At 73.7% G+C, this 23,256-nt stretch carries 19 protein-coding genes and 1 CRISPR repeat array; of the genes, 6 read left to right on the top strand and 13 right to left on the bottom strand.

Annotation, left to right across the window (positions count from 1 at the left end):
- The first annotated feature begins 62 nt into the window (after window positions 1-62).
- From cas7e to ABZ249_RS01400, 6 genes are all read left to right on the top strand, one after another.
- Window positions 63-1,250, top strand: coding sequence for a type I-E CRISPR-associated protein Cas7/Cse4/CasC (gene cas7e / locus ABZ249_RS01425; protein WP_355255638.1), 1,188 nt, complete (start codon window positions 63-65; stop codon window positions 1,248-1,250).
- Window positions 1,247-1,957: a type I-E CRISPR-associated protein Cas5/CasD gene (gene cas5e / locus ABZ249_RS01420; RefSeq protein ID WP_355255635.1), complete on the top strand. Its 711-nt coding sequence runs from the start codon at window positions 1,247-1,249 to the stop codon at window positions 1,955-1,957. Before cas7e ends, cas5e begins: the two co-directional genes overlap by 4 nt.
- Window positions 1,957-2,691 (top strand): type I-E CRISPR-associated protein Cas6/Cse3/CasE, encoded by a 735-nt coding sequence (gene cas6e, locus ABZ249_RS01415; protein WP_355255632.1) that lies wholly within the window; start codon window positions 1,957-1,959, stop codon window positions 2,689-2,691. Before cas5e ends, cas6e begins: the two co-directional genes overlap by 1 nt.
- Complete coding sequence (gene cas1e / locus ABZ249_RS01410; RefSeq protein WP_355255629.1) at window positions 2,688-3,638, top strand: type I-E CRISPR-associated endonuclease Cas1e; 951 nt, start codon at window positions 2,688-2,690, stop codon at window positions 3,636-3,638. Before cas6e ends, cas1e begins: the two co-directional genes overlap by 4 nt.
- A complete protein-coding gene (gene cas2e, locus ABZ249_RS01405) occupies window positions 3,635-3,985 on the top strand; it encodes a type I-E CRISPR-associated endoribonuclease Cas2e (RefSeq protein WP_355255625.1) in 351 nt (116 codons plus the stop codon). The genes cas1e and cas2e overlap by 4 nt, the downstream gene beginning before the upstream one ends.
- A gap of 98 nt (window positions 3,986-4,083) precedes the next feature.
- Window positions 4,084-4,904: direct repeats of the CRISPR family, unit length 29 nt; unit sequence GTGCTCCCCGCGCACGCGGGGATGGTCCC.
- A 319-nt stretch (window positions 4,905-5,223) separates the two neighbouring features.
- Entirely contained in the window at window positions 5,224-6,210 is a 987-nt protein-coding gene (locus ABZ249_RS01400; protein WP_220565920.1) for a LacI family DNA-binding transcriptional regulator, read from the top strand.
- A 19-nt stretch (window positions 6,211-6,229) separates the two neighbouring features.
- Here ABZ249_RS01400 and mmsB read toward each other — a convergent pair whose 3' ends face one another.
- The 13 genes from mmsB to ABZ249_RS01335 form a co-directional block, all read right to left on the bottom strand.
- Window positions 6,230-7,519, bottom strand: coding sequence for a multiple monosaccharide ABC transporter permease (gene mmsB, locus ABZ249_RS01395; RefSeq protein WP_355255622.1), 1,290 nt, complete (start codon window positions 7,517-7,519; stop codon window positions 6,230-6,232).
- The gene (locus ABZ249_RS01390; protein ID WP_355256033.1) at window positions 7,516-9,045 is read right to left on the bottom strand and encodes a sugar ABC transporter ATP-binding protein; all 1,530 of its coding nucleotides are present in this window, start codon (window positions 9,043-9,045) and stop codon (window positions 7,516-7,518) included. The genes mmsB and ABZ249_RS01390 overlap by 4 nt, the downstream gene beginning before the upstream one ends.
- A 44-nt stretch (window positions 9,046-9,089) precedes the next feature.
- Window positions 9,090-10,181, bottom strand: coding sequence for a multiple monosaccharide ABC transporter substrate-binding protein (gene chvE / locus ABZ249_RS01385; RefSeq protein ID WP_355255619.1), 1,092 nt, complete (start codon window positions 10,179-10,181; stop codon window positions 9,090-9,092).
- A gap of 116 nt (window positions 10,182-10,297) precedes the next feature.
- Window positions 10,298-11,734 (bottom strand): L-fucose/L-arabinose isomerase family protein, encoded by a 1,437-nt coding sequence (locus tag ABZ249_RS01380; protein WP_355255616.1) that lies wholly within the window; start codon window positions 11,732-11,734, stop codon window positions 10,298-10,300.
- A 26-nt stretch (window positions 11,735-11,760) separates the two neighbouring features.
- Entirely contained in the window at window positions 11,761-12,426 is a 666-nt protein-coding gene (locus ABZ249_RS01375) for an L-ribulose-5-phosphate 4-epimerase (protein WP_220565918.1), read from the bottom strand.
- 38 nt (window positions 12,427-12,464) lie between these two features.
- Window positions 12,465-14,153 (bottom strand): ribulokinase, encoded by a 1,689-nt coding sequence (gene araB / locus ABZ249_RS01370; RefSeq protein WP_355256030.1) that lies wholly within the window; start codon window positions 14,151-14,153, stop codon window positions 12,465-12,467.
- Window positions 14,154-14,606: 453 nt separating this feature from the next.
- Complete coding sequence (locus tag ABZ249_RS01365; protein ID WP_355255613.1) at window positions 14,607-14,822, bottom strand: hypothetical protein; 216 nt, start codon at window positions 14,820-14,822, stop codon at window positions 14,607-14,609.
- Between the two features lie 46 nt (window positions 14,823-14,868).
- Window positions 14,869-16,146, bottom strand: coding sequence for a cytochrome P450 (locus ABZ249_RS01360; RefSeq protein ID WP_355255610.1), 1,278 nt, complete (start codon window positions 16,144-16,146; stop codon window positions 14,869-14,871).
- A gap of 98 nt (window positions 16,147-16,244) precedes the next feature.
- Entirely contained in the window at window positions 16,245-16,514 is a 270-nt protein-coding gene (locus ABZ249_RS01355) for a hypothetical protein (RefSeq protein ID WP_355255607.1), read from the bottom strand.
- A gap of 44 nt (window positions 16,515-16,558) precedes the next feature.
- The gene (locus ABZ249_RS01350; protein WP_355255604.1) at window positions 16,559-18,601 is read right to left on the bottom strand and encodes a CocE/NonD family hydrolase; all 2,043 of its coding nucleotides are present in this window, start codon (window positions 18,599-18,601) and stop codon (window positions 16,559-16,561) included.
- 14 nt (window positions 18,602-18,615) lie between these two features.
- A complete protein-coding gene (locus tag ABZ249_RS01345) occupies window positions 18,616-19,905 on the bottom strand; it encodes an ATP-grasp domain-containing protein (protein WP_355255601.1) in 1,290 nt (429 codons plus the stop codon).
- A 109-nt stretch (window positions 19,906-20,014) separates the two neighbouring features.
- On the bottom strand, window positions 20,015-21,433 hold the full coding sequence (locus ABZ249_RS01340; RefSeq protein ID WP_355255599.1) for an aspartate aminotransferase family protein: 1,419 nt from the start codon (window positions 21,431-21,433) through the stop codon (window positions 20,015-20,017).
- Window positions 21,423-22,754: an MFS transporter gene (locus ABZ249_RS01335; protein ID WP_355255596.1), complete on the bottom strand. Its 1,332-nt coding sequence runs from the start codon at window positions 22,752-22,754 to the stop codon at window positions 21,423-21,425. The genes ABZ249_RS01340 and ABZ249_RS01335 overlap by 11 nt, the downstream gene beginning before the upstream one ends.
- Window positions 22,755-23,256: the final 502 nt, after the last annotated feature.

Here is a 23,256-nt window from a genome sequence, read left to right as displayed (position 1 = left end):
CCCCGCTGCGACAGTGCGGACACACAGCACCACACCGACGAGACCACGAGGAACCGACGACCATGAGCCGCACCATTCTCGACGTGCACGTGTTGCAGACCGTGCCGCCCAGCAATCTCAACCGCGACGACACCGGCACCCCCAAGACCGCCGTCTACGGCGGCGTCCGCCGGGCCCGGGTCTCCAGCCAGGCCTGGAAGCGCGCCACCCGCCAGGCGTTCGGTGCCCTCCTCGACCCCCAGGACCTGGGCACCCGCACCAAGCGGGTCGCCGAACTGGTCGCCGACCGCATCACCGAACTCGCACCGGACCTTTCCCGGGACGAGGCCGTCGCCCTCGCCGCCGAGACCGTTCAGGTCGCCACCGGTTCCAAGATCGAGGTGCCCAAGCGCAAGGCCGACGCCGCCAAGAAGAAGGGCGAGAAGGAGCCCGCTCCCGAGTCCTCCTACCTCATGTTCCTCAGCGCCCGCCAGCGCGACGGCCTGGCCGCCCTCGCCGTCGAGGGCCGCGAGGACATCAAGGGGTTCCTCAAGGACAAGGACGCCAAGGCGCGTGCCAAGGCCATCGCCGACACCCACCACTCCGTCGACATCGCCCTGTTCGGCCGCATGGTCGCCGACGGTGCCGACATCAACGTGGACGCCGCCGCCCAGGTCGCCCACGCCATCAGCGTGCACGCGGTCGAGAACGAGTCCGACTACTACACCGCCGTCGACGACCGCAATGAGGACTCCGAGCCGGGCGCGGGCATGATCGGCACCGTCGAGTTCAACTCCGCGACCCTCTACCGCTACGCCGCCGTCGACGTCGACCAGCTGCGCAGGAACCTGGGGGAGGGGCTGCGCGAGGACGAGCCCGCCACCGAGCCGCTGCGCCGAGCGGTGCAGGCGTTCGTGCGCGGGTTCGTGGAGTCGCTGCCCACCGGCAAGATCAACACCTTCGGCAACCACACCCTGCCGGACGCGGTGATCGTCAAACTGCGCAGCGCGCGGCCGATCAGCTTCGTCGGGGCCTTTGAAGAGCCCGTCGAGGCGGGCAGGGGGCACCTCGCCGAGGCCTGCGCGCGGCTCGCCGACTACATCGTCGGGGTCGAGCGCGCCTACAACGCGACCGACGACGTGGACACCTGGGTGGTCCGGGTGGGGGAGCGCACGGCCAAGCTGTCCGGCGTCGGCGCCTCCGTCTCCCTGGCCGAACTGGTCGATCAGGTCGGCGAGGCGGTGGCCCGGCGGCAGGTGTCCGGCGCATGAGCGTCCTGCCCCTCGTCCTGGCCGGACCGCTCCAGTCCTGGGGGTCGGCGTCCAGGTTCGCCCGGCGCACCACGGAGAACGCCCCGACCAAGAGCGGGGTGGTCGGGCTGCTCGCCTCCGCCCTGGGCCGGGAGCGCACCGAGGACCTGTCCGACCTGGCGGCGCTGCGCTTCGGGGTCCGCATCGACCAGCCCGGGGTCCGGGTGCGCGACTACCAGACCGCCCGGCACCTGGTCACCGACGTGTCCATGCCGGTGTCGGAACGCTTCTACCTGGCGGACGCGGTGTTCGTCGCGGCGGTCGAGGGCGACGACGAACTCGTCGGGACGCTGTACGACGCCGTGCGGGCCCCGGTCTTCCTTCCCTATCTCGGGCGGCGCTCCTGCCCGCCGGCCCGGCCCCTCGACCTGGGAGAGCCGGTCCCCGGCCGTGTGGAGGACGTGCTGGAGGGCCAGTCCTGGCAGGCCGCCCCGTGGTACCGGCGCAGCAGGAGCCGGGAGGCCGTGGTGGACCTCACCACCATCATCGACGCCGGACGCGGGACCGCTGGAGACCTGTTCCGCGACCTTCCGCTCAGCTTCGACCCCCTGCACCGGCGTTACGCCATGCGTGCGGTCACCACCGACTCGGTACGGGTGCGCAACCCGGACGCGCGCCGCGAGCGGATACCCGACCACGACCCCCTGCTCGCGCTGGGAGGAGACTGATGTACCTCACCCGCTTCCGCTTCAACACCAACAAGACGGGAAGCCGTCGGCTGCTGTCGTCCCCGCAGGTGCTGCACGCCGCCGTGATGGGCTGCTTCCCCGAGATACTGCCCTCCGAGCCGGGCGGGCCGCGCGTGTTGTGGCGCCTGGACCGCAACTCGCGGGCGGAGGTGCTGCTGTACGTGGTGAGTCCGAGCCGGCCGTTGATGGACGACCTCATGGACCAGGCCGGGTGGCGGGGCGTCGACGACCCGGAACGGGTGTGGAAGAGCCACGACTACACGGGGTTCCTCGACCGGCTGTCCAAGGGGCAGACGTGGGCGTTCCGGCTCACCGCCAACCCGGTGCACAGCATCCGGCGCAAGGACGGGGAGCCCACCAAGGTCACCGCGCACGTCACCCCGCGCCACCAGGCGGGGTGGCTGATCCAGCGGCAGGACGCCTCCGGGTTCGTGATCGTGCGCAAGCCCTCCGACCAGCAGTTGCTGCCGGGGGAGGACGAGTACGAACTGACCGTGCACGACCGGAACGCGGCAGGGTTCGACAAACCTGACCCGAGGCCCGATCGCAGGGGGAAGCGGATGAGGGTGCCGATCGTCACGGCGACCTTCGACGGACGGCTCACCGTCACCGACCCGGAGGCGCTGCGCCGGGTGCTGTGCGCGGGGCTCGGCAGGGCCAAGGCGTACGGCTGCGGGCTGATGACGCTGGCGCCGGTGGGGGCGGGGCGGTGACCGCCACGGCGGGGAGCCGCGGGGCGTCGACACCGTGGGAGCTGACCAGGGTCGGTGAGCGGATCTCGTTCGTGTACCTGGAGAAGTGCATCGTGCACCGGGAGGACAACGCGATCACCGCGGCGGACGGCGAGGGGGTCCGGCACCTGCCGTCGGCGACCATCGGGGCGTTGCTGCTGGGGCCGGGGACCAGTGTGACCGACGGTGCGATGAAGCTGCTGGGGGAGTGCGGCGCGACCGTGGTGTGGGTCGGCGAGTACGGGGTGCGGTTCTACGCGGCGGGGAGGGCGCTGACGCGGTCGTCCAAGCTGGTGGAGGTGCAGGCGACGGCGTGGGCGAACCCGCAGAAGCGGTTGAGCGTTGCGCGGGGGATGTACCGGATGCGGTTCCCGGACCTGGATGTCGAGGGGCGGACGCGTCAGCAGCTTCTCGGGTACGAGGGCAAGCGCGTCCAGGCCGCCTATCGGAAGGAGGCCGAGCGGACGGGGGTGACCTGGCGCGGGCGGCGTTACGTGCCGGGGGACCACGACCGGTCGGACACGCCGAACAAGGCGATCACCTCGGCGGCACAGTGCTTCTACGGGATGGCGCACTCGGTGACGGCGGCGCTGGGATGCAGTCCGGGGCTGGGGTTCGTGCACTCGGGGCACGAGCGCGGGTTCGTCATGGACATCGCCGACCTGTACAAGGTGGAGATCGGGATCCCGGTGGCCTTCGACGCGGCTGCGCAGGGCGACGAGGACGTCGACGGGGTGACCCGGCGGTTGCTGCGGGACCGGATCAACCGCGAGGGGCTGCTGGAGCGCTGCGTGGACGACGTGAAGCGTCTGCTCCTGGGGGACGCGGCGGACGAGGCGGCCGATGAACGGGACGAGGTGGCCCTCGTGGGCGACCGCGGGCGGTTGTTGGAGGCGGGGCGCAACTACGAGTTCGAGGTCGTGTGGTGACGGTCCTGGTGCTGACCAACTGTCCGAAGGGGTTGCGGGGACTGCTGACCCGGTGGCTGATGGAGATCTCGTCAGGGGTGTTCGTGGGCAGGCCCTCGCGGAGGATCCGTGATCTGCTGTGGGAGGAGGTGCAGCAGTACGCGGGGCAGGGGAGGGCGTTGCTCGTGTACACGAACGACTCGGAGCAGGGGTTCGGCTTCAAGACCTTCGAGCACCACTGGCAGCCGGTCGACCATGAGGGCTTGATCCTCATGAACCGCCCGAAGGAGTCTTCGCCGTCCACTTCCACCAACCCGCCGAAGAAGGGCTGGAGCAAGGCCTCCAAGCGGCGTCGTTTCGGCCGCTGAGCGATATTCGACTTTTGTGTTCTTTTGGGTCGAGTGTCCGAAATTCAAGAAGTTTGAAAATCGCCTGGTTCCCAGTGGGATCTTCGCAGGTCATTTACGTGCTCCCCGCGCACGCGGGGATGGTCCCTACCTCGTCCTGCACCGCGTCAAGCTGGAGCAGTGCTCCCCGCGCACGCGGGGATGGTCCCCGGGTCGACATGGACACGAAGTCCACGGTCTGGTGCTCCCCGCGCACGCGGGGATGGTCCCAGTCGAAGGCGTTCGGCCCCCACGCCCCCCACGTGCTCCCCGCGCACGCGGGGATGGTCCCCACCGCCGCCGTGGCCACGTGGACCCCGGCCCGTGCTCCCCGCGCACGCGGGGATGGTCCCCAGCCCGGCAAGTGGGACCCGGCCAAGATCAAGTGCTCCCCGCGCACGCGGGGATGGTCCTCTGGCCGCACGCGCCGGGGTGTCGGGGCCGTAGTGCTCCCCGCGCACGCGGGGATGGTCCCGAGACCCAGCACTGGTTGGCGAACAACTCCGGGTGCTCCCCGCGCACGCGGGGATGGTCCCCAGGCCAGCATCTGGGCGACGGTGGCCTGGGTGTGCTCCCCGCGCATGCGGGGATGGTCCCAGCACGTACTACAGCGTGACGCTGATGACGGGGTGCTCCCCGCGCACGCGGGGATGGTCCCGCTGCCCGCCACATCGCCCGGCGCACGCTGATGTGCTCCCCGCGCACGCGGGGATGGTCCCGGGTCCAGGCCGGTCGGCAGGGCGCTACCCATGTGCTCCCCGCGCACGCGGGGATGGTCCCCCGGGAGTCCGGGACGCTGAGCGCCGCGGCATGTGCTCCCCGCGCACGCGGGGATGCTCCCACCGACCACTGTCCGACCGGGGGACGCCGCCGTGCTCCCCGCACCTGCGGGGATGGTTCCTCGACCGCATATCACTACACATGACCGCACGTGTACTCCCCACGCGCGGGATGGGGGCTAGGAGGGGCGGGGAGCGGGCGGCGGGGGACTAAGTGCGCAGGGTAGGGGAAGCGGCGGGATGGGAGCGCTAACAAAGGGGAACTGGAAGCGTTTACCTTGGGTGGGAGGCTGTTGCCGTGTGGGGGAGATGAGATATGTTAGCGCCCACCGTCCGGCTCGTGCCCGGCGGGCGTTCACCGAGCACGCGACCGCATCGGCTGTGAAGGAGCTGCGGGTGGCCCAGACCCCATCGACCCCCGGCGCGGCGCGGGAGCCCGCGATGACCGACGTCGCGCGCCTGGCCGGGGTGTCGCACCAGACGGTCTCCCGCGTGCTCAACGGCCACCCCAACGTCCGCGAGCAGACCCGGCTGCGGGTGCGCGCGGCCATCGAGCAGCTCGGCTACCGGCCCAACCGGGCCGCCCGGGCGCTGGCGACCGGGCGGTCGCAGCTCATCGGCGTCGTCGCCCAGAACTCGACCCTGTTCGGCCCCTCCTCGCTGCTGGCCGCCTTCGAGCTCGCCGCCGCGGCCCGGGGCTTCGTCGTCAGCGTCCGCCGGGTCCGGGTGCTGGACCGGGGCTCCATCGCGGAGGCCGTCGACCACCACCTGGAGCAGCGCGCCGCCGGGATCGTGGTGATAGCGCCCACCGCCGCCGCCGACGAGGCCCTGGCCGCGGTGCCGCCGGACATCCCGCTGGTCGCGGTGGACGGCGACCCCGCGCGCGGCGACACCCTGGTGACCGTGGACCAGCAGGCCGGCGCGCGGCTGGCCACCCGCCACCTGCTGGACGCCGGGCACCGGACCGTCTGGCACGTGGCCGGCCCCTCGGAGTGGTTCGACGCCGCCGACCGGGAGCGGGGCTGGCGGCGGACCCTGGAGGAGGCGGGAGCCGAGGTCCCGCCGGTGAGCCCCGCGGACTGGAGCGCCGCCTCGGGCTACCGGGCCGGGCTGATCCTCGCCCGCATGCCCGAGGTCACCGCGGTCTTCGCCGCCAACGACCACCTGGCGCTGGGCATCCTGCGGGCGATGTCGGAGCGCGGCCGCGCCGTCCCCGGCGAGGTGAGCGTCGTCGGGTTCGACGACGTTCCCGAGGCCGCCTACTTCATCCCGCCCCTGACGACCGTGCGCCCCGACTTCGCCACGGTGGCCACCGAGACGCTGGACGTGCTCCTGTCGTGCATGTCCGGGGAGCCCGCCGCCTCCACCCGCCGGACGATCACGCCGACCCTGGTGGAACGCGCCAGCGTGGCCGCCCCGCCCCGGTAGGCGGGGCGGCCGCGCCGGGTCAGGCCGAGGCCGGCTCCCGGGCGCCCGGGGCGGGTGCGGCGCCGCCCTCCCCGGGCCCGTCCCGGCGGACGCGCAGCCCGAACACCGCCCCTCCCGCGCCGATCCGACGCTTGTTGTAGATGTCGAAGGCCACCGCCAGCAGCAGCACCAGCCCCTTGATGAGCTGCTGCCAGTCCACGCCGAGCCCGATCAGGGACATCCCGTTGTTGAGGACACCCATGACCAGGGCGCCGATGACGGCCCCCACCACGGTGCCCACCCCGCCGGACGCCGACGCGCCCCCGATGAACGCCGCCGCGATGGCGTCCAGCTCGAACATGGTGCCCGCGCCCGGGGTGGCCGCGTTGAGCCGCGCGGTGAACACCAGCCCGGCCAGCGCGGACAACGCCCCCATGTTGACGAACACCCAGAAGGTGGTCCGCTGCGTGCGGATGCCCGACAGGGCCGCCGCCCGCTCGTTGCCGCCCACCGCGTAGATCCGCCGGCCCGGCGTCGTGGAGCGCGTCACGAACGAGTACCCCGCGATCAGCGCCACGAGCAGCAGCCCCACCAGGGGCAGGCCGTTGTGGGCCGCCAGCGCCCAGGTGAACGCCAGGATCGCCGCGACGAGCACCGCCGAGCCCGCCGCGGTCACCGCCGCGGGCTGCACCGGCAGCCCGTGCGCCCGGGTCCGCGCCCGGGCCCGCCACTGGATCCACACCACGACCGCCGCGCCCGCCGCGCCCAGCAGCAGGGTCGGCAGGTGCGGGCCGTCGGTCTGGCCGGGGAGGAACCCGCCCGCGATCCGCCGCAGGGAGGAGGGCAGGTGCGCGATGGACTCGCCGCCCAGGACGGCCAGCGTGGCGCCGCGGAACACGAGCATCCCGGCGAGGGTGACGATGAACGCGGGGACGCGCACGTACGCGATCCAGAAGCCCTGCCAGGCGCCGATGGCCGCGCCGAGCAGCAGCGCCAGGGGCACCACCGCGAAGGTCGGGAGCCCCCAGGAGGTGAGCATGATCGCCGACACTGCGCCGGTGAACGCCACCACCGACCCGACCGACAGGTCGATGTGCCCGGTGACGATCACCAACATCATGCCGATGGCCAGGATCAGGATGTAGGAGTTCTGGAGGATCAGGTTGGTGATGTTGAGCGGGGTCAGCAGCAGCCCGCCCGTCAGGATCTGGAACAGGACGACGATGGCGACCAGCGCCACCGCCATCCCGTAGCGGCGGGTGTCGCCGCGCAGCAGGGCGCCGAGCCCGGCCCGCCCGGAGCCGGTCCGTCCCGCGGTCTTCTGTTTCATGGCCGGTCCCCGGTTCTCGTCATCAGTCTCATGAGGGTCTCCTGGTCTGCCTCGGCCGCGGGCACCTCGCCGGTGATGCGGCCCTCGCACATGGTGTGGACGCGGTCGCACATGCCCAGGACCTCGGGCAGCTCCGAGGAGATGAGCAGGACGGCGGCGCCCTCCGCCGCCAGCCTGCGGATGATCAGGTGGATCTCGTACTTGGCGCCGACGTCGATGCCGCGCGTGGGCTCGTCCAGGATCAGCAGCTCCGGCCGGGTGAACATCCACTTGGCCAGGACGACCTTCTGCTGGTTGCCGCCGCTGAGCGTGCGCACCGTCCCGGCGGCGACGTTCCCGCGCACGCGCAGCTCCTCGCCCATCCGCCGGGCCTCGACGGTCTCCCGCGCCTGGTCGACGACCCCGTGGCGCGAGACGCGGTGCAGCGCGGCCAGGGTGGTGTTGCGCCGGATGTCCTCGTCGAGCAGCAGCCCGAGCGTCTTGCGATCCTCGGGCACGTAGGCCAGGCCGCCGCGGACGGCCGCGGCGACGTCGTGCACCGGCAGGACCTCGCCGTCCTTGGACAGCGTGCCCCGCACGAACCTGCCGTAGGAGCGGCCGAACAGGCTCATCGCGAACTCGGTGCGCCCGGCCCCCATGAGCCCGGCCAGCCCGACGATCTCGCCCGCGCGCAGGTCCATGTCGACGCCGTCGACCACGCGCCGCCCCGGCCGGGTCGGGTGGTCGACCGTCCAGTCGCGCACCCGGAACCGCACCGGGCCGGCCTCCCCGAGCGGTTCGGGGTAGCGGCGGTCCAGGGAGCGCCCGACCATGCCGCGGATGATCCGGTCCTCGTCCACCGACGGCGTCCCGGCGGCGTCGCGCTCCACGGCGAGCGTCTCGATGGTGCGCCCGTCCCGCAGGATCGTGATCTCGTCGCTCACGTCCACCACCTCGCCGAGCTTGTGCGAGATGAGGATGCAGGTGACGCCCTGGGCGCGCAGTTCGAGGAGCAGGTCCAGGAGCCGCCGGCTCTCGGTCTCGTTCAGCGCCGAGGTGGGCTCGTCCAGGATGAGCAGCCGCACCCGCTTGGCCAGCGCCTTGGCGATCTCGACGAGCTGCTGGGCGCCGATGCCGAGCGCCGACACCGGGACGTCCGGGTTCTCGTCCAGACCCACCCGGAGCAGGAGCTCGCGGGCGCGGGCGTGGGTGGCGTCCCGGTCCAGGACGCCGAACCGGGTGATCTCGTGCCCGAGCAGCACGTTCTCGGCGATGGACAGCTGCGGGACCAGTGCCAGCTCCTGGTGGATGATGGCGATGCCCGACCGCTCGCTGTCGGCCACCCCGGTGAACGCGCAGGGCCTCCCGTCCAGGAGGACCTCCCCGGTGTAGGTCCCGGCGGGGTGGACCCCGCTGAGCACCTTCACCAGGGTGGACTTGCCCGCCCCGTTCTCGCCCATGAGGGCGTGGACGCGGCCCGCGCGCACCTCCAGGGAGACCCCGTCCAGGGCCACCATCCCGGGGAACTCCTTGCGGATGCCCCGCATGCTCAGCAGCGGGCCCGGCGGGGCGCCCGCGGCGGGGGCGCCGGTCACAGGTCCGACTCCTCGTAGTAGCCGCTCTCGACGAGCACCTCCCGGTAGTTGTCGATGTCGACCGACACGGGCTCCAGGAGGAAGGCCGGGACCGTCTTGACGCCGTTGTCGTAGGTCTCGGTGTCGTTGACCGGCACCTCCTCCTCCGCGAGCAGCGCCTCCACCATGTCGACGGTCTGGGCCGCCAGGGCCCGGGTGTCCTTGAACACCGTCTGGGTCTGCTCGCCGGCGATGATGGACCGCACCGACGACAGCTCGGCGTCCTGGCCGGTGACGACGGGCAGGGGGAGGTCGCCGCTGCCGTAGCCGACGGCGCGCAGGGACTCGATCACGCCCAGGCTGATGCCGTCGAACGGGGAGAGCACGGCGTGCAGCTCCTCGTCGGAGTAGTGGGCGCTGAGGAGGTTGTCCATCCGGGCCTGGGCGATGGCGCCGTCCCAGCGCTGGGTGGCGATCTGCTCCATCTCCGTCTGCCCGCTGGGGATCTCCAGCGTCCCGTCGTCCAGGTAGGGCCGCAGCACCGACATGGACCCGTCGTTGAAGAAGTAGGCGTTGTTGTCGTCGGGGGACCCGCCGAACACCTCCAGGTTGAACGGCCCCTCCTCGCCCTCCTCCAGTCCGAGGGCGTCCACGATGTACTGCGCCTGGAGCACGCCGACCTCGAAGTTGTCGAAGGTGGCGTAGTAGTCGACGTTCTCGCTGCCCATGATGAGCCGGTCGTAGGCGATCACGGGGATGCCGCTGTCGGCGGCGGTGTCGAGCACGTCGCCCAGGGCCTCGCCGTCGATCGCGGCGATGACGAGGACGTCGGCGCCGCGGGTGATCATGTTCTCGATCTGGGAGATCTGGTCGGGGACGACGTCCTCGGCGTACTGGAGGTCGGTGCCGAAACCGCGGGCCTCGAACTCGGCGACCATGTTCCGCCCGTCGTTGACCCACCGTTCGGAGGACTGGGTGGGCATGGAGATGCCGATGAGGCCGTTCTCGCCCTCGGGCCGGGCGGCGTCGCCGACGCCGTTGCAGGCGGTGAGCAGGAGGGCGGACGCTGCGAGCAGCGCGGTGCCCGCCGTACGTGGGCTGTGCGACATGGGGGGTCCGCTTTCGTGTCGGTGTGCGTGGAGGTCCGGGCCGGGAGGGGACCGGACGCGGGTCGGAGGGACGGGGGAGGGGCCGGGGGCCGGGGCCGTGCCGGGTGCGCACCGGGTCAGACCGGCACGTACTCGATGCCGGCCAGCGCGCACAGGACGCGCCAGTCCTCGGCCCGGCGGCCGGTGTTCATGGCCATGTGGTGGGTGCCGCCCGCCCGGAGCCAGGCGTCCATGCACCCGCCCACCCCGCTGTCGGGCCGGAACCGCCCGTAGGGCATCTCCAGGGAGGGGAGCGCGGGGGAGTCGAGGACCTCGCCCTCGGCCACGACCAGCCGGAAGCGGTCGCCGCCCAGGGCGACCAGGGAGGCCAGCGTGGCCGGGCCGGGCCGGTACCGGAACAGCAGGGTCGGCGGGTCGGCCAGCCCGCCGATGCCCAGGGGCCGCTTGATCAGGCGTACGGGCTCGTCCTCCCGGGCCAGCCGCCAGTTGCCCTCGCCCATGTGGCTCATGAGGATGGAGTCACTAGGGAAGTCCATCGCGTACATCTCGGTGAAGTGGCCGTCCCCCGCCAGGCGGTGGCCCGCGTAGACCACCGAGGCGGCGAGCACGTCGCCCTCGCCCGCGAAGCCGTACCCCTTGGCCATCAGGGTGGAGGCGGCGGCCATGGGCAGCCGGGCGAAGCGGCCGTCCTCGCCGATCGCGTCGAAGTGGGTGGAGTAGGCCCCGCAGCCAGCCTCCTCCAGCAGCCGTTCGATGCCCAGCTGCATGCGGGCGTGGTCCTCCCGCTCCTCCTTGGACAGGCGCGGGTCCACGTCGAAGACCGAGTCCTCCCAGGACATCAGCTCGCGGACGGGCTCCTCGGGCAGGCCGGCCATGGTCCGGTGCAGGGCGCCCGGGGCGATGACGTGGACCTCGGGGCCGATCACCCGCAGCAGCGAGGTCTCGTCGACCCGCGCGTCCCCCATGCCGTTCATGGGGTAGCCGAACACGCCGACCCGCAGGTCCCGCAGCGCGCGCACGGCCCGGGCCGCCCGGGCCCAGCGGCCCACCCGTTCGGCGAACTCCGGGCGCTCCCAGTCCCCGGTGACGACCTCGAACGGCACCCGTGCGCGGACCAGCGCGTTGGCGGTGTCCTGGGCGCCGTGGATCCCCTGGTTGTAGGTCATGTCGTCCATGTCCCACGAGGCGCTCACGGCGGGTTCGGGCTGGATGTTCGCCAGGGCCAGCGGCAGCCGCGCGCCGGTCAGCGCCCGGGTGATCCGCAGGGACGGCCCGTAGGTCAGCATGACCACCAGGACCCCGTCCAGGCCGGCCTCCTCGAACGCCCGCACCGCCCGCTCGGCCTCCTCGCGCCCGCGCACCGGCGGGGCGACGGTCCACTCGGCCACGCCGGATAGCCGGTCGGCGACCCGGGCGGCGTACCGCGCCTGGTGCTCGGTGATGCCCGGGATCATGTCGTCGTAGAGCGGCTGCATGATGCCGAGCAGCCCGATGCGCGGCGCGCGTCCGCGCACGGCCGGGTTCGGGGAGGGCGGAGCGGTGGGGACGGTCACGGGGGTCTCCTCGCTTTCGGTGGGGGTCACTGGCCGTAGGCGTTGCGGTAGCGCTCGTGGAGCGCGTCGATGTGCTCCTGGGGCAGGCGCTCGACGGGCCCGGCCTGCCGGGCGATGTGCACGGTGCGGGCCGCGTCCTCGCACATCACCGCGGCCTTGACCGCGGCCGCGGCGGTGGGTCCGACGGTGAACACGCCGTGGCCGCGCATGAGGACGGCCGGGGAGCGGTGGCCCGCCAGGGTGTCGAGCACGCCGCGGCCGATGGCGTCGTCCCCGATGAGCGCGAAGGGCCCCACCGGGATGTCGCCGCCGAACTCGTCGGCCATCGCGGTGATCACGCAGGGGACGGCCTCGCCGCGGGCGGCCCACGCGGTGGCGTAGGGGCTGTGGGTGTGCGCCACCCCGCCGATGTCGGGGCGCTCCCGGTAGATGTGGGCGTGGGCGAAGGTGTCGCTGGAGGGCCGGTGCCGCCCCTCGACCGTGTTCCCGTGGAGGTCGCAGACGACGATGTCCCCGGGGGCCAGGTCGTCGTAGGACACCCCGCTGGGCTTGATGACCATGAGGTCGGCGCCGGGCACCCGGGCGGAGACGTTCCCGCTCGTCCAGGTGACCAGGTTCCAGCGGGGCAGCTCCGCGTGCAGGGCGCAGACCTGCGCGCGCAGGCGCTCCACCTCGTCGCGGTGGGCGGCCAGCGCGGCCGCGGCCGCGGGCGCGGGCGTCCGGGGGGCCGTCACCGCCGCCTCCCCTCGTCGGAGGCCGCCGTGCCGGAGGGGCCGGCGGCGCGGGTGCCGTTGCGCAGGGCGCGGAGCCGGTGCAGGGCGTCGCTGCCGCCCCGGCCGAAGTGGTCGTGGAGTTCGGTGTAGACGGCGAACAGCTCCTTGTAGGCGGCCGCCGCGGCGGGGTCGGGCTCGACGGAGTCGGCGCGGACCCGGCCCATGGCGGCGGAGGCGGTGTGCAGGTCGGGGTACAGCCCGGCGGCGACGGCCCCGTGGACGGCCGCCCCGACGGCGCTGCCGTGCCCGGTGGCCGCGACCCGCAGCGGCCGGTCCAGGACGTCGGCGTAGACCTGGAGGACGAAGGGGTTGCGCACCATGCCCCCGGCGACGGTGAGGTCGCGGACCGGGACCCCGGCGCCGGTGAAGGCATCGACGATGGTGCGGGCGCCGAACGCGGTCGCCTCCACCAGGGCCCGGTAGACCTCCTCCGGCCGGGTGGCCAGCGTCATCCCGGCGAGCAGGCCGGAGAGCGAGTGGTCCACCAGGACCGAGCGGTTGCCGCTGTGCCAGTCCAGGGCGACCAGGCCGTGGGACCCGGCCGGGGCGTCGGCCGCCTTGTACGAGAGCAGCTCGTGCACGGACACCCCGCGGGCGCGGGCCTCGTCGTGGTAGGCCGGGGGGACGTGGGTGTCGGCGAACCAGCCGAAGATGTCGCCGACCCCGCTCTGCCCGGCCTCGTACCCCCAGGCGCCGGGCGTGATGCCGTCCCTGACCAGGCCGCACATGCCCGGGACCTCGGCCCTGACGTCGGAGTTCATCACCAGGCAGGTGCTCGTGCCCATGATGGCGAGCATCCGGCCCGGGCCGGTGGTCCCCACGGCGGCGGCGGTCACGTGGGCGTCGATGGCGCCCACCGCGACCGGGGTGCCCTCGGGCAGGCCGGTCCACTCCGCGGCCTGCGCGGTGAGGCCGCCCGCGCGCGTCCCCGGCGGGGAGAGCGGGTGGTCGAGCCGGGTCGCGGCGAAGTCCGCCAGGCGCGGGTCGAGGGCGGCCTGGTACTCCCGGGAGGGCCAGCGCCCGTCCTGGTACAGGCCCTTGTAGCCGGCGCTGGAGGTGTTGCGGGTCTCGCGGCCGCACAGCCGCCAGACGATCCAGTCGGCTGCCTCGATCCAGCGGTCGGCGCGCTCGTACACCCCGGGGTCGTCGCGCAGGACCTGGAGGGCCTTGGCGAACTGCCACTCCGAGGAGATCCGGCCGCCGTAGCGCGGCAGCCAGGGCTCGCCGCGCTCGGCGGCCAGGGCGGTGATCTCGTCGGCCTCGGGCTGGGCGGCGTGGTGGCGCCAGAGTTTGGGCCAGGCGTGCGGGCGGTCCGCGAGTCCGGGCAGCAGGCACAGGGGGGTGCCGTCGGCGGTGACGGGCAGGAAGGTGCAGGAGGTGAAGTCCGTGCCGATCCCGGCGACCCGCCCGGGGTGGACCCCGGCCAGCTCCAGCGCTTCGGGGACGGCGGTGCGCAGCACCTCCTCGTAGTCGCCGGGGTGCTGGAGCGCGGTCTCCGGCTCCAGCTCCCCCTTGCCGCCGGGGAGGCGGTCGGTGATGACGCCGTGGGGGTAAGCGTGCTCGGCGGTGCCCAGTTCGGCGCCGTCGGAGACCCGGACCACGACGGCGCGGCCCGAGAGGGTGCCGAAGTCGATGCCGACGACCACGGGATCGTCCGGCGGGATTTTGTGGGCGCTAACATTCCGCGACAAGGGCGCTTCCTTCCGAGATGGGGAGATTGAGGGGTATCGGGTGGATGGTGCCCTGAAATGGGGGAGTGTCGGTTTTCTTGGAGGGGGAGGGGCGGGAGCGGGGGCGTGAATGTGATCCAGGCAATATTGTTCGCGCTAACATTTTGGAATGTCAACCCCCGCAGGCCACACGGACCGGCCCCGCTGTTCTGACGCGGGACACCTGGCGGAACCCGAGGCGGCCGGTGGAGAGATCCCGCCGAGCCGGCGGCCGCTCACCACACCCGGCGAGACCGCCGGACGCGGTGGCACCCGCCGTGACGAACCGGCACGTGCCCGCCTCTGTGGCCGCCAGGGACGATGTGCCCGGACGGTGCCGTCCCCGTCCGGGGCGCGGCACCGTCCGGCGGTCCGCCGTGGGCGGGCCGGTCAGGCGTCGCGGCGGGGCGCGGGGGGATCCCCCTCGTCGGGGGGCATGCGCATCTCACCGGTACTGCGGTTCCAGCCCGTCGGATAGCGCCGCCGCTCGCGGGCGGGCTTGTCGGGGAGTCTGCGGTCGTCGGCGGTGTTGCGCCGCAGCACGAACACCGCCGCCACGACGATCGCGACGATCATGACCACGGCCACGACCCACGCCCATTCCATGTCCTTCACCTCTCCGATTCGGGGTCCGTTCGGTCCACCGCGCCGTTCACGCCGTCCCCGCCAGGGAGAAGCGCAGGGCGGTGTGGTCCAGTGACGCCGGCAGGTCCGCGGCCGACAGCGGGGCGGCGTCGGTGCGCGCCGGCGGGTCCCCGCCCGTGACCGCCGCCAGGAACCGCGAGGCGCTCGACAGCACCACGTCCCGGCCCGGGCACCCGGCGGGCCCGTGGCTGAACGGCACCAGCCCCGGCTCCGCCCGGGCGCGCCCGTCCAGCCAGATCCCGGGGGTGAACGCGTCGGCGTACGGCAGCCGCGGATCGCGGTGGAAGTAGGAGCTCACCATCACGAACACCGTGCCTTGGGCGAACTCCCGGTCCCGCCAGACCGTCTCCCGCACCGCCTCCCGCAGGATCACGAGCGTCGTCGGCCACAGCCGCACCGACTCCTGGACCGTCGCCTCCCACCGGGCCGCGTCGCCGGCCGCCGCTTCGGGGTCGGCCCCCTCCGCGGACAGCAGGGCCAGGGACCGGAAGGCGGCGATGGCCGCCGCGTCGAAGGCGAAGAGCCAGTGCGCCACCTGGTCCTCGGGCCGCACGCGGCCGTCCCGGGGCAGCCGCGCGGCCAGGCTCCCCGGCTCGGCGCCCTCGACGCCCGTCCGCACCCGGTCCAGGAACTCCTCCCTGGTCCGCCGGTCCACCGGCAGCGCGTAGGACCAGTCGGCGCGCGAGCGCAGGTGCCGGAGCAGCTCGGTGGTGAGGTGGTCTTCGGCGGCGTGCGCCCCGAAGACCAGCCTGCGGGCCAGCGCGTCGAACGACGCGGAGAACCGCGGCCAGTCCAGCCCGCCCCCGGCCTCGCCCAGGGCGCGGCGCAGCACCGCCGCCTCCTCGTCGGCGTGGGCGTCCAGCACCCCGCCGTCGGGGTGGGGCCGCCCGGTGGCCAGCGCCTCCTCGTTGGCCTCCCGCCGGGGCACGCGGTCGTCGGCGTCGGATACGAGCACCCCGTGCGGCTGGAAGTGCGCCAGAGCGCCCCGCTTCTCCCGGCCGCCCGGCGAGAACGGGTCCGGGGTGCGCTCCAGGAGGCCGCGCACGTCCGCAGGGTCCAGGACGAGGGCGACGGGCCGGCCCGCCACCGTCAGCGGCAGGGGCCGGTCCCCGTACCGTTCCCGCAGCTCCCGCAGGAGCTCCGCGAGTCGGCGGTCGGCGCCGAGCGCCGCGGCCAGGCCCTCCCAGGCGGGGCGGCGCACGATCACCCCCCGGGCGACCTGTGCGGACAGCAGGGGGAGCAGGCGCGCCCGCTCCAGCAGGCCGGGGGCGGGTTCCGTGCCCATCATCGGCTTCACCGCCTTCCACGGTGTTCGACCACGGGTGTGCACGGGGCGACTACCCATGAACGCCGGGAGTGAACGCGGGCGCCCCCGCCCCGGCCTCACCGGACCGGCGGGTCGCCGCCCTCCGGCGGAGGCAGGTCGTCGTCCGCTGGATCCTCTTCCGGCTCCCGCCGGGCGCTCCCGGCCCCGGGGCTCTGGTCCCACCCGGTCGGGTACCGGCGGCCGTCGGGCCGCTCCTTCCAGTAGTCGGGCGAGCGGACGGCCTTCTGCTTGCGGGCGACGTCCCGGCGCAGCACCCAGATCACGAACAGGATCACCAGCACCGGAACGGCCACGGACACGAGGACCACCAGCGGTCCCGCGGACACCGGGCCCTCCATCGGCCCCGCCCCCTCTCCTGCGCACGCGCCCCTCACACGTGGTCGCGTGCGATCGTCTCGTTCCACTGGCGGGAGAAGATGCGCTCCCCGTTCTCGTAGGCGTCGAGCGTCCCGTACACCCGGAACCCGGTCTCGGTGCACTCCAGCGAGGTGTGCGTCTCGGTGCGGGTGGCCCAGTCCCCCCGGGCGAAGCGCATCGTCCAGGAGGTCTCGCCGCGCACCGACGTGAAGTCGTTCGCCACCGACTCGTAGTGCTCGCGGGCGCGGCGGCCCACGTCCAGGTCGATGCCCTCCAGGTGCAGGATCCCGCCGTCCTTGACGATCTCCAGTGAGGACCGGGTGTCGACCAGGTCCCTGTGCACCTCCCAGCGGTGCTCGGGCAGCTCGTGCCGGGAGGTCGGGATCTCCGCCGTCGTCTCGGGTTCGCCGAAGGGCCGGGCGGAGGGGTCCTCCCCCTCGGGCACCGGGCGGACCGGCAGGTCCAGGGCGCTGCCGCCCGGGTGGACGGTCAGCAGGACCGGCCGGGGCGGGGGCCAGGCCAGCGGCCAGTACGAGGTGGACAGCGACAGCCGGATGCGGTGGCCCGCCGGGAAGACCTGGGCCACCCCGTTGAGGACGATCCGCACCCGCCGGGTCTCGCCCGGCGGCATCTCCTCCGGTTCCGCGTGCCCGTCGCGGTGGGTCAGGTTGAGCAGCCCGAACGTGACGCGGGTGGCGGACCCGTCGGGGGCGATGTCGCTCAACCGCGCCGCGACCATCGCCACCGGCTCGTCGGAGGACACCTCCAGCTCCACCTCGGGGGCCCCGAGGATCTCCACCGGCTCCCGGAGGGCCTCGGTCTCGAAGACCAGCGAGCCGCCGTCCTCCTCGCGCTGGTCGTAGGGCAGGTCGGGCGGCGCGCTGTAGGAGGCCCACTTGCCCGCGAACTGGCCCACGGTCAGGGGCGAGGACACGGTCAGCGGGTCGCCGGGCTCCTCGTCCTCGGCCGGGGTGTACTCGTCGGAGGTGAACAGCCGGTGCGGGCCCAGGCCGAACCGCGTCCGCTCCACCCCCGGGGACGGCCACCGGTCCTCGCGCACCCACCGCCCGGGCCGGTCCTCGTAGGAGGTGGCGGGCGGGACGGAGTCCTGCATCCAGGCCCACAGCGCGGGCCCCTCGTCCACCCCGTTGTCCACCCCCTTGAGCCAGTGGTCGAACCAGCGCACGACCTCCTGGAGGTAGCCGATGGCGGGCCCGGGGAGCCCCAGGTGGGGGTAGCGGTGCGACCAGGGGCCGACGAGCCCCAGCCGCGGCGACTCCAGGCACTCCAGGACGCGCAGGACCGCGTTGGAGTAGCCGTCGGCCCAGCCGCCGGCGGCCAGCACCGGGCAGTCCACCCGCTCGGGGGCCTCGATCACCGAGGCGTGCCGCCAGTAGTCGTCCCTGCGCTGGTGGTGCAGCCACGTGATGATCCAGGGGCGGTTGGCCTCCAGCCGCTCCAGCCACATGTCCCGCCACCGGTCGCCCACCGTCATCGGGTCGGGCGGGCAGGTGCCGAACGCGAAGGTGGTCCCGGACTCGGCGAGGTTGTCGGAGAGCAGGCAGCCGCCCATGTAGTGGAAGTCGTCGTTGTAGCGGTCGTCGGTGAAGGAGGCGATGGCGATGGCGCCCAGGCTCGGCGGGCGCCGGGCCGCCACCTGGAGCGCGGCGAAGCCGCCCCAGGACAGGCCCATCATGGCGGTCGTGCCATCGCACCAGGGCTGCTCGGCGAGCCAGGCCAGGACCTCCTCGGCGTCCTGCTGCTCGCGCTCCAGGTACTCGTCGGTGAGCACCCCCTCGGAGTCGCCGCTGCCGCGCATGTCCACGCGGACGCAGGCGTAGCCGTGCCCGGCGATGTAGGGGTGGTGGGTCGAGTCGCGTACCGCGGTGAGGTCGCGCCTGCGGTAGGGGATGTACTCCAGGACCGCCGGCACCGGGTCCATCTCGGCGGACGCGGGGAGCCAGGCCCGCCCGGCCAGGCGCACCCCGTCGGAGAGGGGGATCCAGAAGTGGTCCTCGGTCCGGACCTCGTACGGCAGGGTCTCGATCACCCGCATGGGGTCTCCTTCCGTCAGTGGTCGTCGCCGGGGTCGTCCTCGATGTCGAAGGAGAGCTCCTCGGCGCAGCGCTCGTACTTGGCGCGCATCTCCGTCTCGTCGGCGCCGCCGATGACGATCTTGGCGAGCTCGAAGCTGTAGCTGTCCTGGGCCTGGAGTCCGGAGAGCCGCTGCCCCTCCTCCGGCACGATCGCGATCCGCACCCCCGGCACGGCCTCCTCCAGCCGGCGGATCTCCTCGGGGGTGGGGACCCGGTTGACCAGGCCGTCGGAGAAGCGGCGCAGGTACCATTCGGCGGCGATGTCGTACTCCCCGCGGAGCCCGTCCGGGAGCACGGGCTCCCGCCCCAGGGCGAGCCTGAGCATCCGCTCGTGGTTGGCGGTGCCGTCGACCATCTCGAACAGCGACGCGTGCGCCTGGGAGTGGCGGGGGTTGACCTCCAGGACCCGGATGTCGTCCTCGACGGGGTCGTAGAAGAACTCGATGCTGAACGTCGAGTTGTCCAGCCCCAGCCTGCCCATCACCCGCGTGGCGACCGACGCCAGCCGCCGCCGGACGTCCTCGGGCAGGGTGGAGGGGTACTGGTGGCGCAGGAAGACCGGGCTGGCCGGGTAGTCGACCGAGTCCAGCGTGGCGTAGACGACGCATTCGCCCCGGTGGACGTAGCCCTCGACGGCCACCTGGACCCCGTGCAGGGCGGCCTCGGCCAGGCAGGAGGTGCCGCCGGCCTCGGCGATCTCCGGCGGGAGGTCGACGCGCTTCAGGATCTCCTCGAAGGGGCGCCCGACCTTGCCGATCCCCTCGCGCAGGCGGTCGACGGCCTCATAGAACTCCTCGTCGTTCTCCACCCGGAAGGCGAGCTCGGAGGAGGCCGACTTCACGGGCTTGAGCCACATCGGGTAGCCGGGTTCGGTCGGCGGGACCGGGTCGTGCAGGTCCACCAGGGCGAAGGCGGGGTACTCGTCGATGACCTCGCTCTGGAGCAGGCGGCTCCAGTACTTGTGCTCGCACCGGACGACCGATTCCAGGGTGGGGGAGGGCAGGCCCCGGGGGCCGGCCAGGATCGGCACCAGCAGGGTGATGGGAAAGTCCCAGAAGCCCGCGATGGCGTCGACGGACCCGTCGAACCCGTCCATGGCGGCCTGGGCCCCGGCGACGGTCTCCTCGATGTCCAGGCGCTCGGACCTGAGGTCGTCCAGGGTGGAAAGGGGGTGGAAGTCGCACTCCCGGCCGGTGGGCGTCCTCCTGAGGATCTCGTGGTTGCGTTCGTCCAGGCCGGGGATGAAGACGTTCTTCCGTGGCATCGGACCTCCCTCGTCCTCCGGTTTCCGCCCCGTCCCCCGCCCGTGGTACCCCACTGGGGGGACCGGGGGACGGGGGATGTGGGAGGGCGACTACCCGAAGAGGCACCCCTCAATCGGTGTGCGGAGAGTTGAGGGCCGACAGGAAGCGGACCAGCAGCGCCTCGCGGGTGGCAGGCGCGAGCCCGTCGAGGATCGTGTTCACCGCCGCCGTCGGGGAGCCGCCCGGGCCGCCCAGGGTGACGCCCACCGCCGACAGCAGCTCCACGAACGCGCGGTCGTCCACCGCCTCCAGGTCCAGGCCCTCCACGGCCCCGGCCAGGCCCCCGGGCAGGTCGGGGCGCACGCCGCGCACCGCTGCGACCGCCCCGGCCAGCACCTCCAGCAGCGCGTCCACACCCGCCAGCGACACCCCGGTCAGCGTCAGGTGCAGGTTGGGCGGGATGCCCGCGTACGACAGCTGCGCCTGGAGGAACCACCCGGACTTCGCGACCTCGTCGGCCAGGACGAACACGTCCACCGCCGGGTCGGCCGAGGCCAGCGCCACCAGCGGCGCGTCCGGCTCGCCCAGCACCCGCAGCTCCGGGATCCCCGCGACCCCCTCGCGCAGCCGTGCGGCCGCGGCCATCGCCTCGGCGGCCAGCTCACGGTACCCCGACGCGCCCAGCGCGTTCAGGGTCGCCCACGCCCCGGCCAGCGGACCCGCGCCCTTGCTGCTCTGCACGGTGGAGTTGATGACCGTGTACCCCGGCCAGTCGGCGCTGGCGTAGTACGCCGCCCGCCGCAGTTCCTCCGTGGCGAACAGCACGACGGAGGCCCCCTTGGGCGCGTACCCGTACTTGTGCAGGTCGCACGAGAGGGAGGTGACGCCGGGGACGGACAGGTCGAACGGCGGCGCGTCCGCCAGCCACGGCAGCACCCAGCCGCCCACGCAGGCGTCCACGTGGCAGGGCACCCCGTGCCGGGCGGCGAGCGCCGCGATCTCCGGCACCGGGTCCACCACCCCGTGCGGGTACGACGGCGCCGACGCCACCACCAGCGCGGTGTCCGGCCCGATCGCGTCGGCGACCGCCGACGGCACCGCACGCAGGGTCCCGGGGTCCACCGGGACCGTGACGGGTGTGAGCCCCAGGTAGTGGCAGGCCTTGCGGAACGCCGGGTGCGCCGTCACCGGCAGCACCACCTCGCGCCCGCTCCCGGTGTCGCGGGCCGCCTTGACCGCCAGCATGATGGACTCGGTCCCGCCGCTGGTGAAGACGCCCGGGGTGGACGCGTCCCCGCCCAGGACGGCCGCGACCGCGCCCACCACCCGCTTCTCCAGGGCGACGGTGCTGGGGAACGCCGTCGGGTCGAGGCCGTTGACCTCCAGCATCTCCAGGTAGGCCCGGTGCCCGGCCTCGCGCACGTGCGGCCGCCCGGGGTCGTACACGTAGGCGGCGACCCGGCCCTCCCGCACCGGCAGGTCGCCCTCCTTGAGGCGGGCCAGTTCGGCGAGCAGGTCCTCGGTGGAGCGTCCGTTCTCAGGCAGCACTTTTCTCTCCCACGGCGGTCAGTTTCCGAAAGGCCAGCAGCGGCACCAGGCTCACCAGGAACAGCGCGGCCGGCATCAGGGTGAACCCCCAACTCAGGCCGAGCAGGGCGCTCCCGGGCTGGACGACGGCCGTCGCCACGTCCGAGGAGCGGAACGCCGTCGCGGCCAGCACGGCCGAGAACAGCCCCGGCCCCAGCGCCATCGCCCCCGTCTCCAGGCCGGTCCACAGGCCGGTGAACGTGCCCGCCTGGGCCTGCCCGCTGCGGCCGGCGTCCTCGCGCACGGTCTCGGGCAGCAGGGTCAGCGGCAGCAGTTGCAGGCCGGTGTAGAAGACGCCCACCAGCCCGGTCACCGCCAGCACCGCGACGGTGTGCTCGGCGAGCACCGCCGGGAACAGCAGGGCGGCGGTGGCGGTCATCGCGACCAGCGCCGCGAGGTAGCAGTTCACCGTGCCGAACCGCCGGGCCAGCGCCGACCAGGCCGGGACGGCCACCAGGCTCGGCCCCACCACGCACACGAACATGGCGGAGGTGAGCCCGTAGTCGTCCAGCCGGTAGGCGGCCACGTAGGGCGCGCCCGCCAGCATCACCGACACCGCCAGGGACTGGGTGGAGAACGCGGCGGCCAGCGCGAAGAACGGCCTGTTGCCGCGCGCCGCCCTGAACGCGGCGACGGGCCCGAGCGTGCCGGTACCGGGCCGGCTGGGGATCCACCGGGTCCCCAGCGTGGCGGCCAGCAGCGCCGCGCACAGCACCGCCCCGATGGCGGCGCCCATGGCCAGGTGGCCGGGGCGCCCGCCGCCCGCGGCCTCCACGACGACGGGGGCGAGCCCGCCGGCGGCGAGGATGCCCAGGGTCAGGCACACCACCCGCCAGGACATGGCGCGGGCCCGCTGGTCGCGGCGCGGCGAGATCTCCGCGGGCAGCGCCACGTAGGGCACCTGGAAGAGGTTGAACGCGGTGGTGGCCAGCAGGAACGCCGTGCCCACCCACAGCGCCGACCAGGCCGGCGACTGCGTGGGGGCCGCGAACATGGCGGCGAACAGCAGCGGGAGGGCGAGCGCCCCGGCGAGCATCAGCCGGGAGCGGCCGCCGGTGCGCACGGCCTCCCGGTCGCTGGCCACGCCGATGGCGGGGTCGACGAGCATGTCCCAGACCTTGGGCAGGACCAGCACGAGCCCGGCGACCCCGGCGGCGACGCCGAGCACGTCGGTCAGGTAGTAGAGCAGCAGCAGGCCGGGCAGGGCCGAGAAGACACCGGTGCCGACGGAGCCGATCCCGTAGGCGAGGAGCCGGGGGCGGGGGAGCGGGCCTGCGGTCATGGGCGGCCGCCGCGGGGGCGGCCCGGGGGACGGGGGGAGGGGGATCCGGGGCGGTTGACAGGGGCGCGCCCGGTGTACAGGGGGGAGTCCACCCGCGCACGTTACCGCCGGCGGGCGGGCGCGGGCAATGGCCCGCGGGTCCGTGACCTCGGTTTTCGCACAGGGTGACCCCGGGCCCGCCGTCCGCGGCCGTGGACGGCCGGTGTGCGGCGCCTTCGGGACCGCCGGGCGGGCCGAGGCGGGCACACGACCGTCCCACCTGTCTCCACGTGCGGGTTTCCCCGCCGTCGCCCCGGGTAGCCGTGTACACACATCCCTCCGACCGACGATTCCGAGCCGGGACACGACCGGCGGGGGACGGCGGGCGGCGGTCCCCGCCCGCTTCGGGGCGGCGGCCCCGGCCGCGCCGTCCTCCCGACAGCACGGAGGAGAAATGCACACCGTGCACCCGAACCGACAGCCCCGTTCGCAGCACCGCCCGCGCCCGTCCGCGCACCGGCTG

The sequence above is a fragment of the Nocardiopsis sp. NPDC006139 genome, assembly GCF_040614155.1.
GTDB lineage: Bacteria > Actinomycetota > Actinomycetes > Streptosporangiales > Streptosporangiaceae > Nocardiopsis > Nocardiopsis changdeensis.
This window is presented reverse-complemented; position numbering and strand designations above follow the sequence as displayed.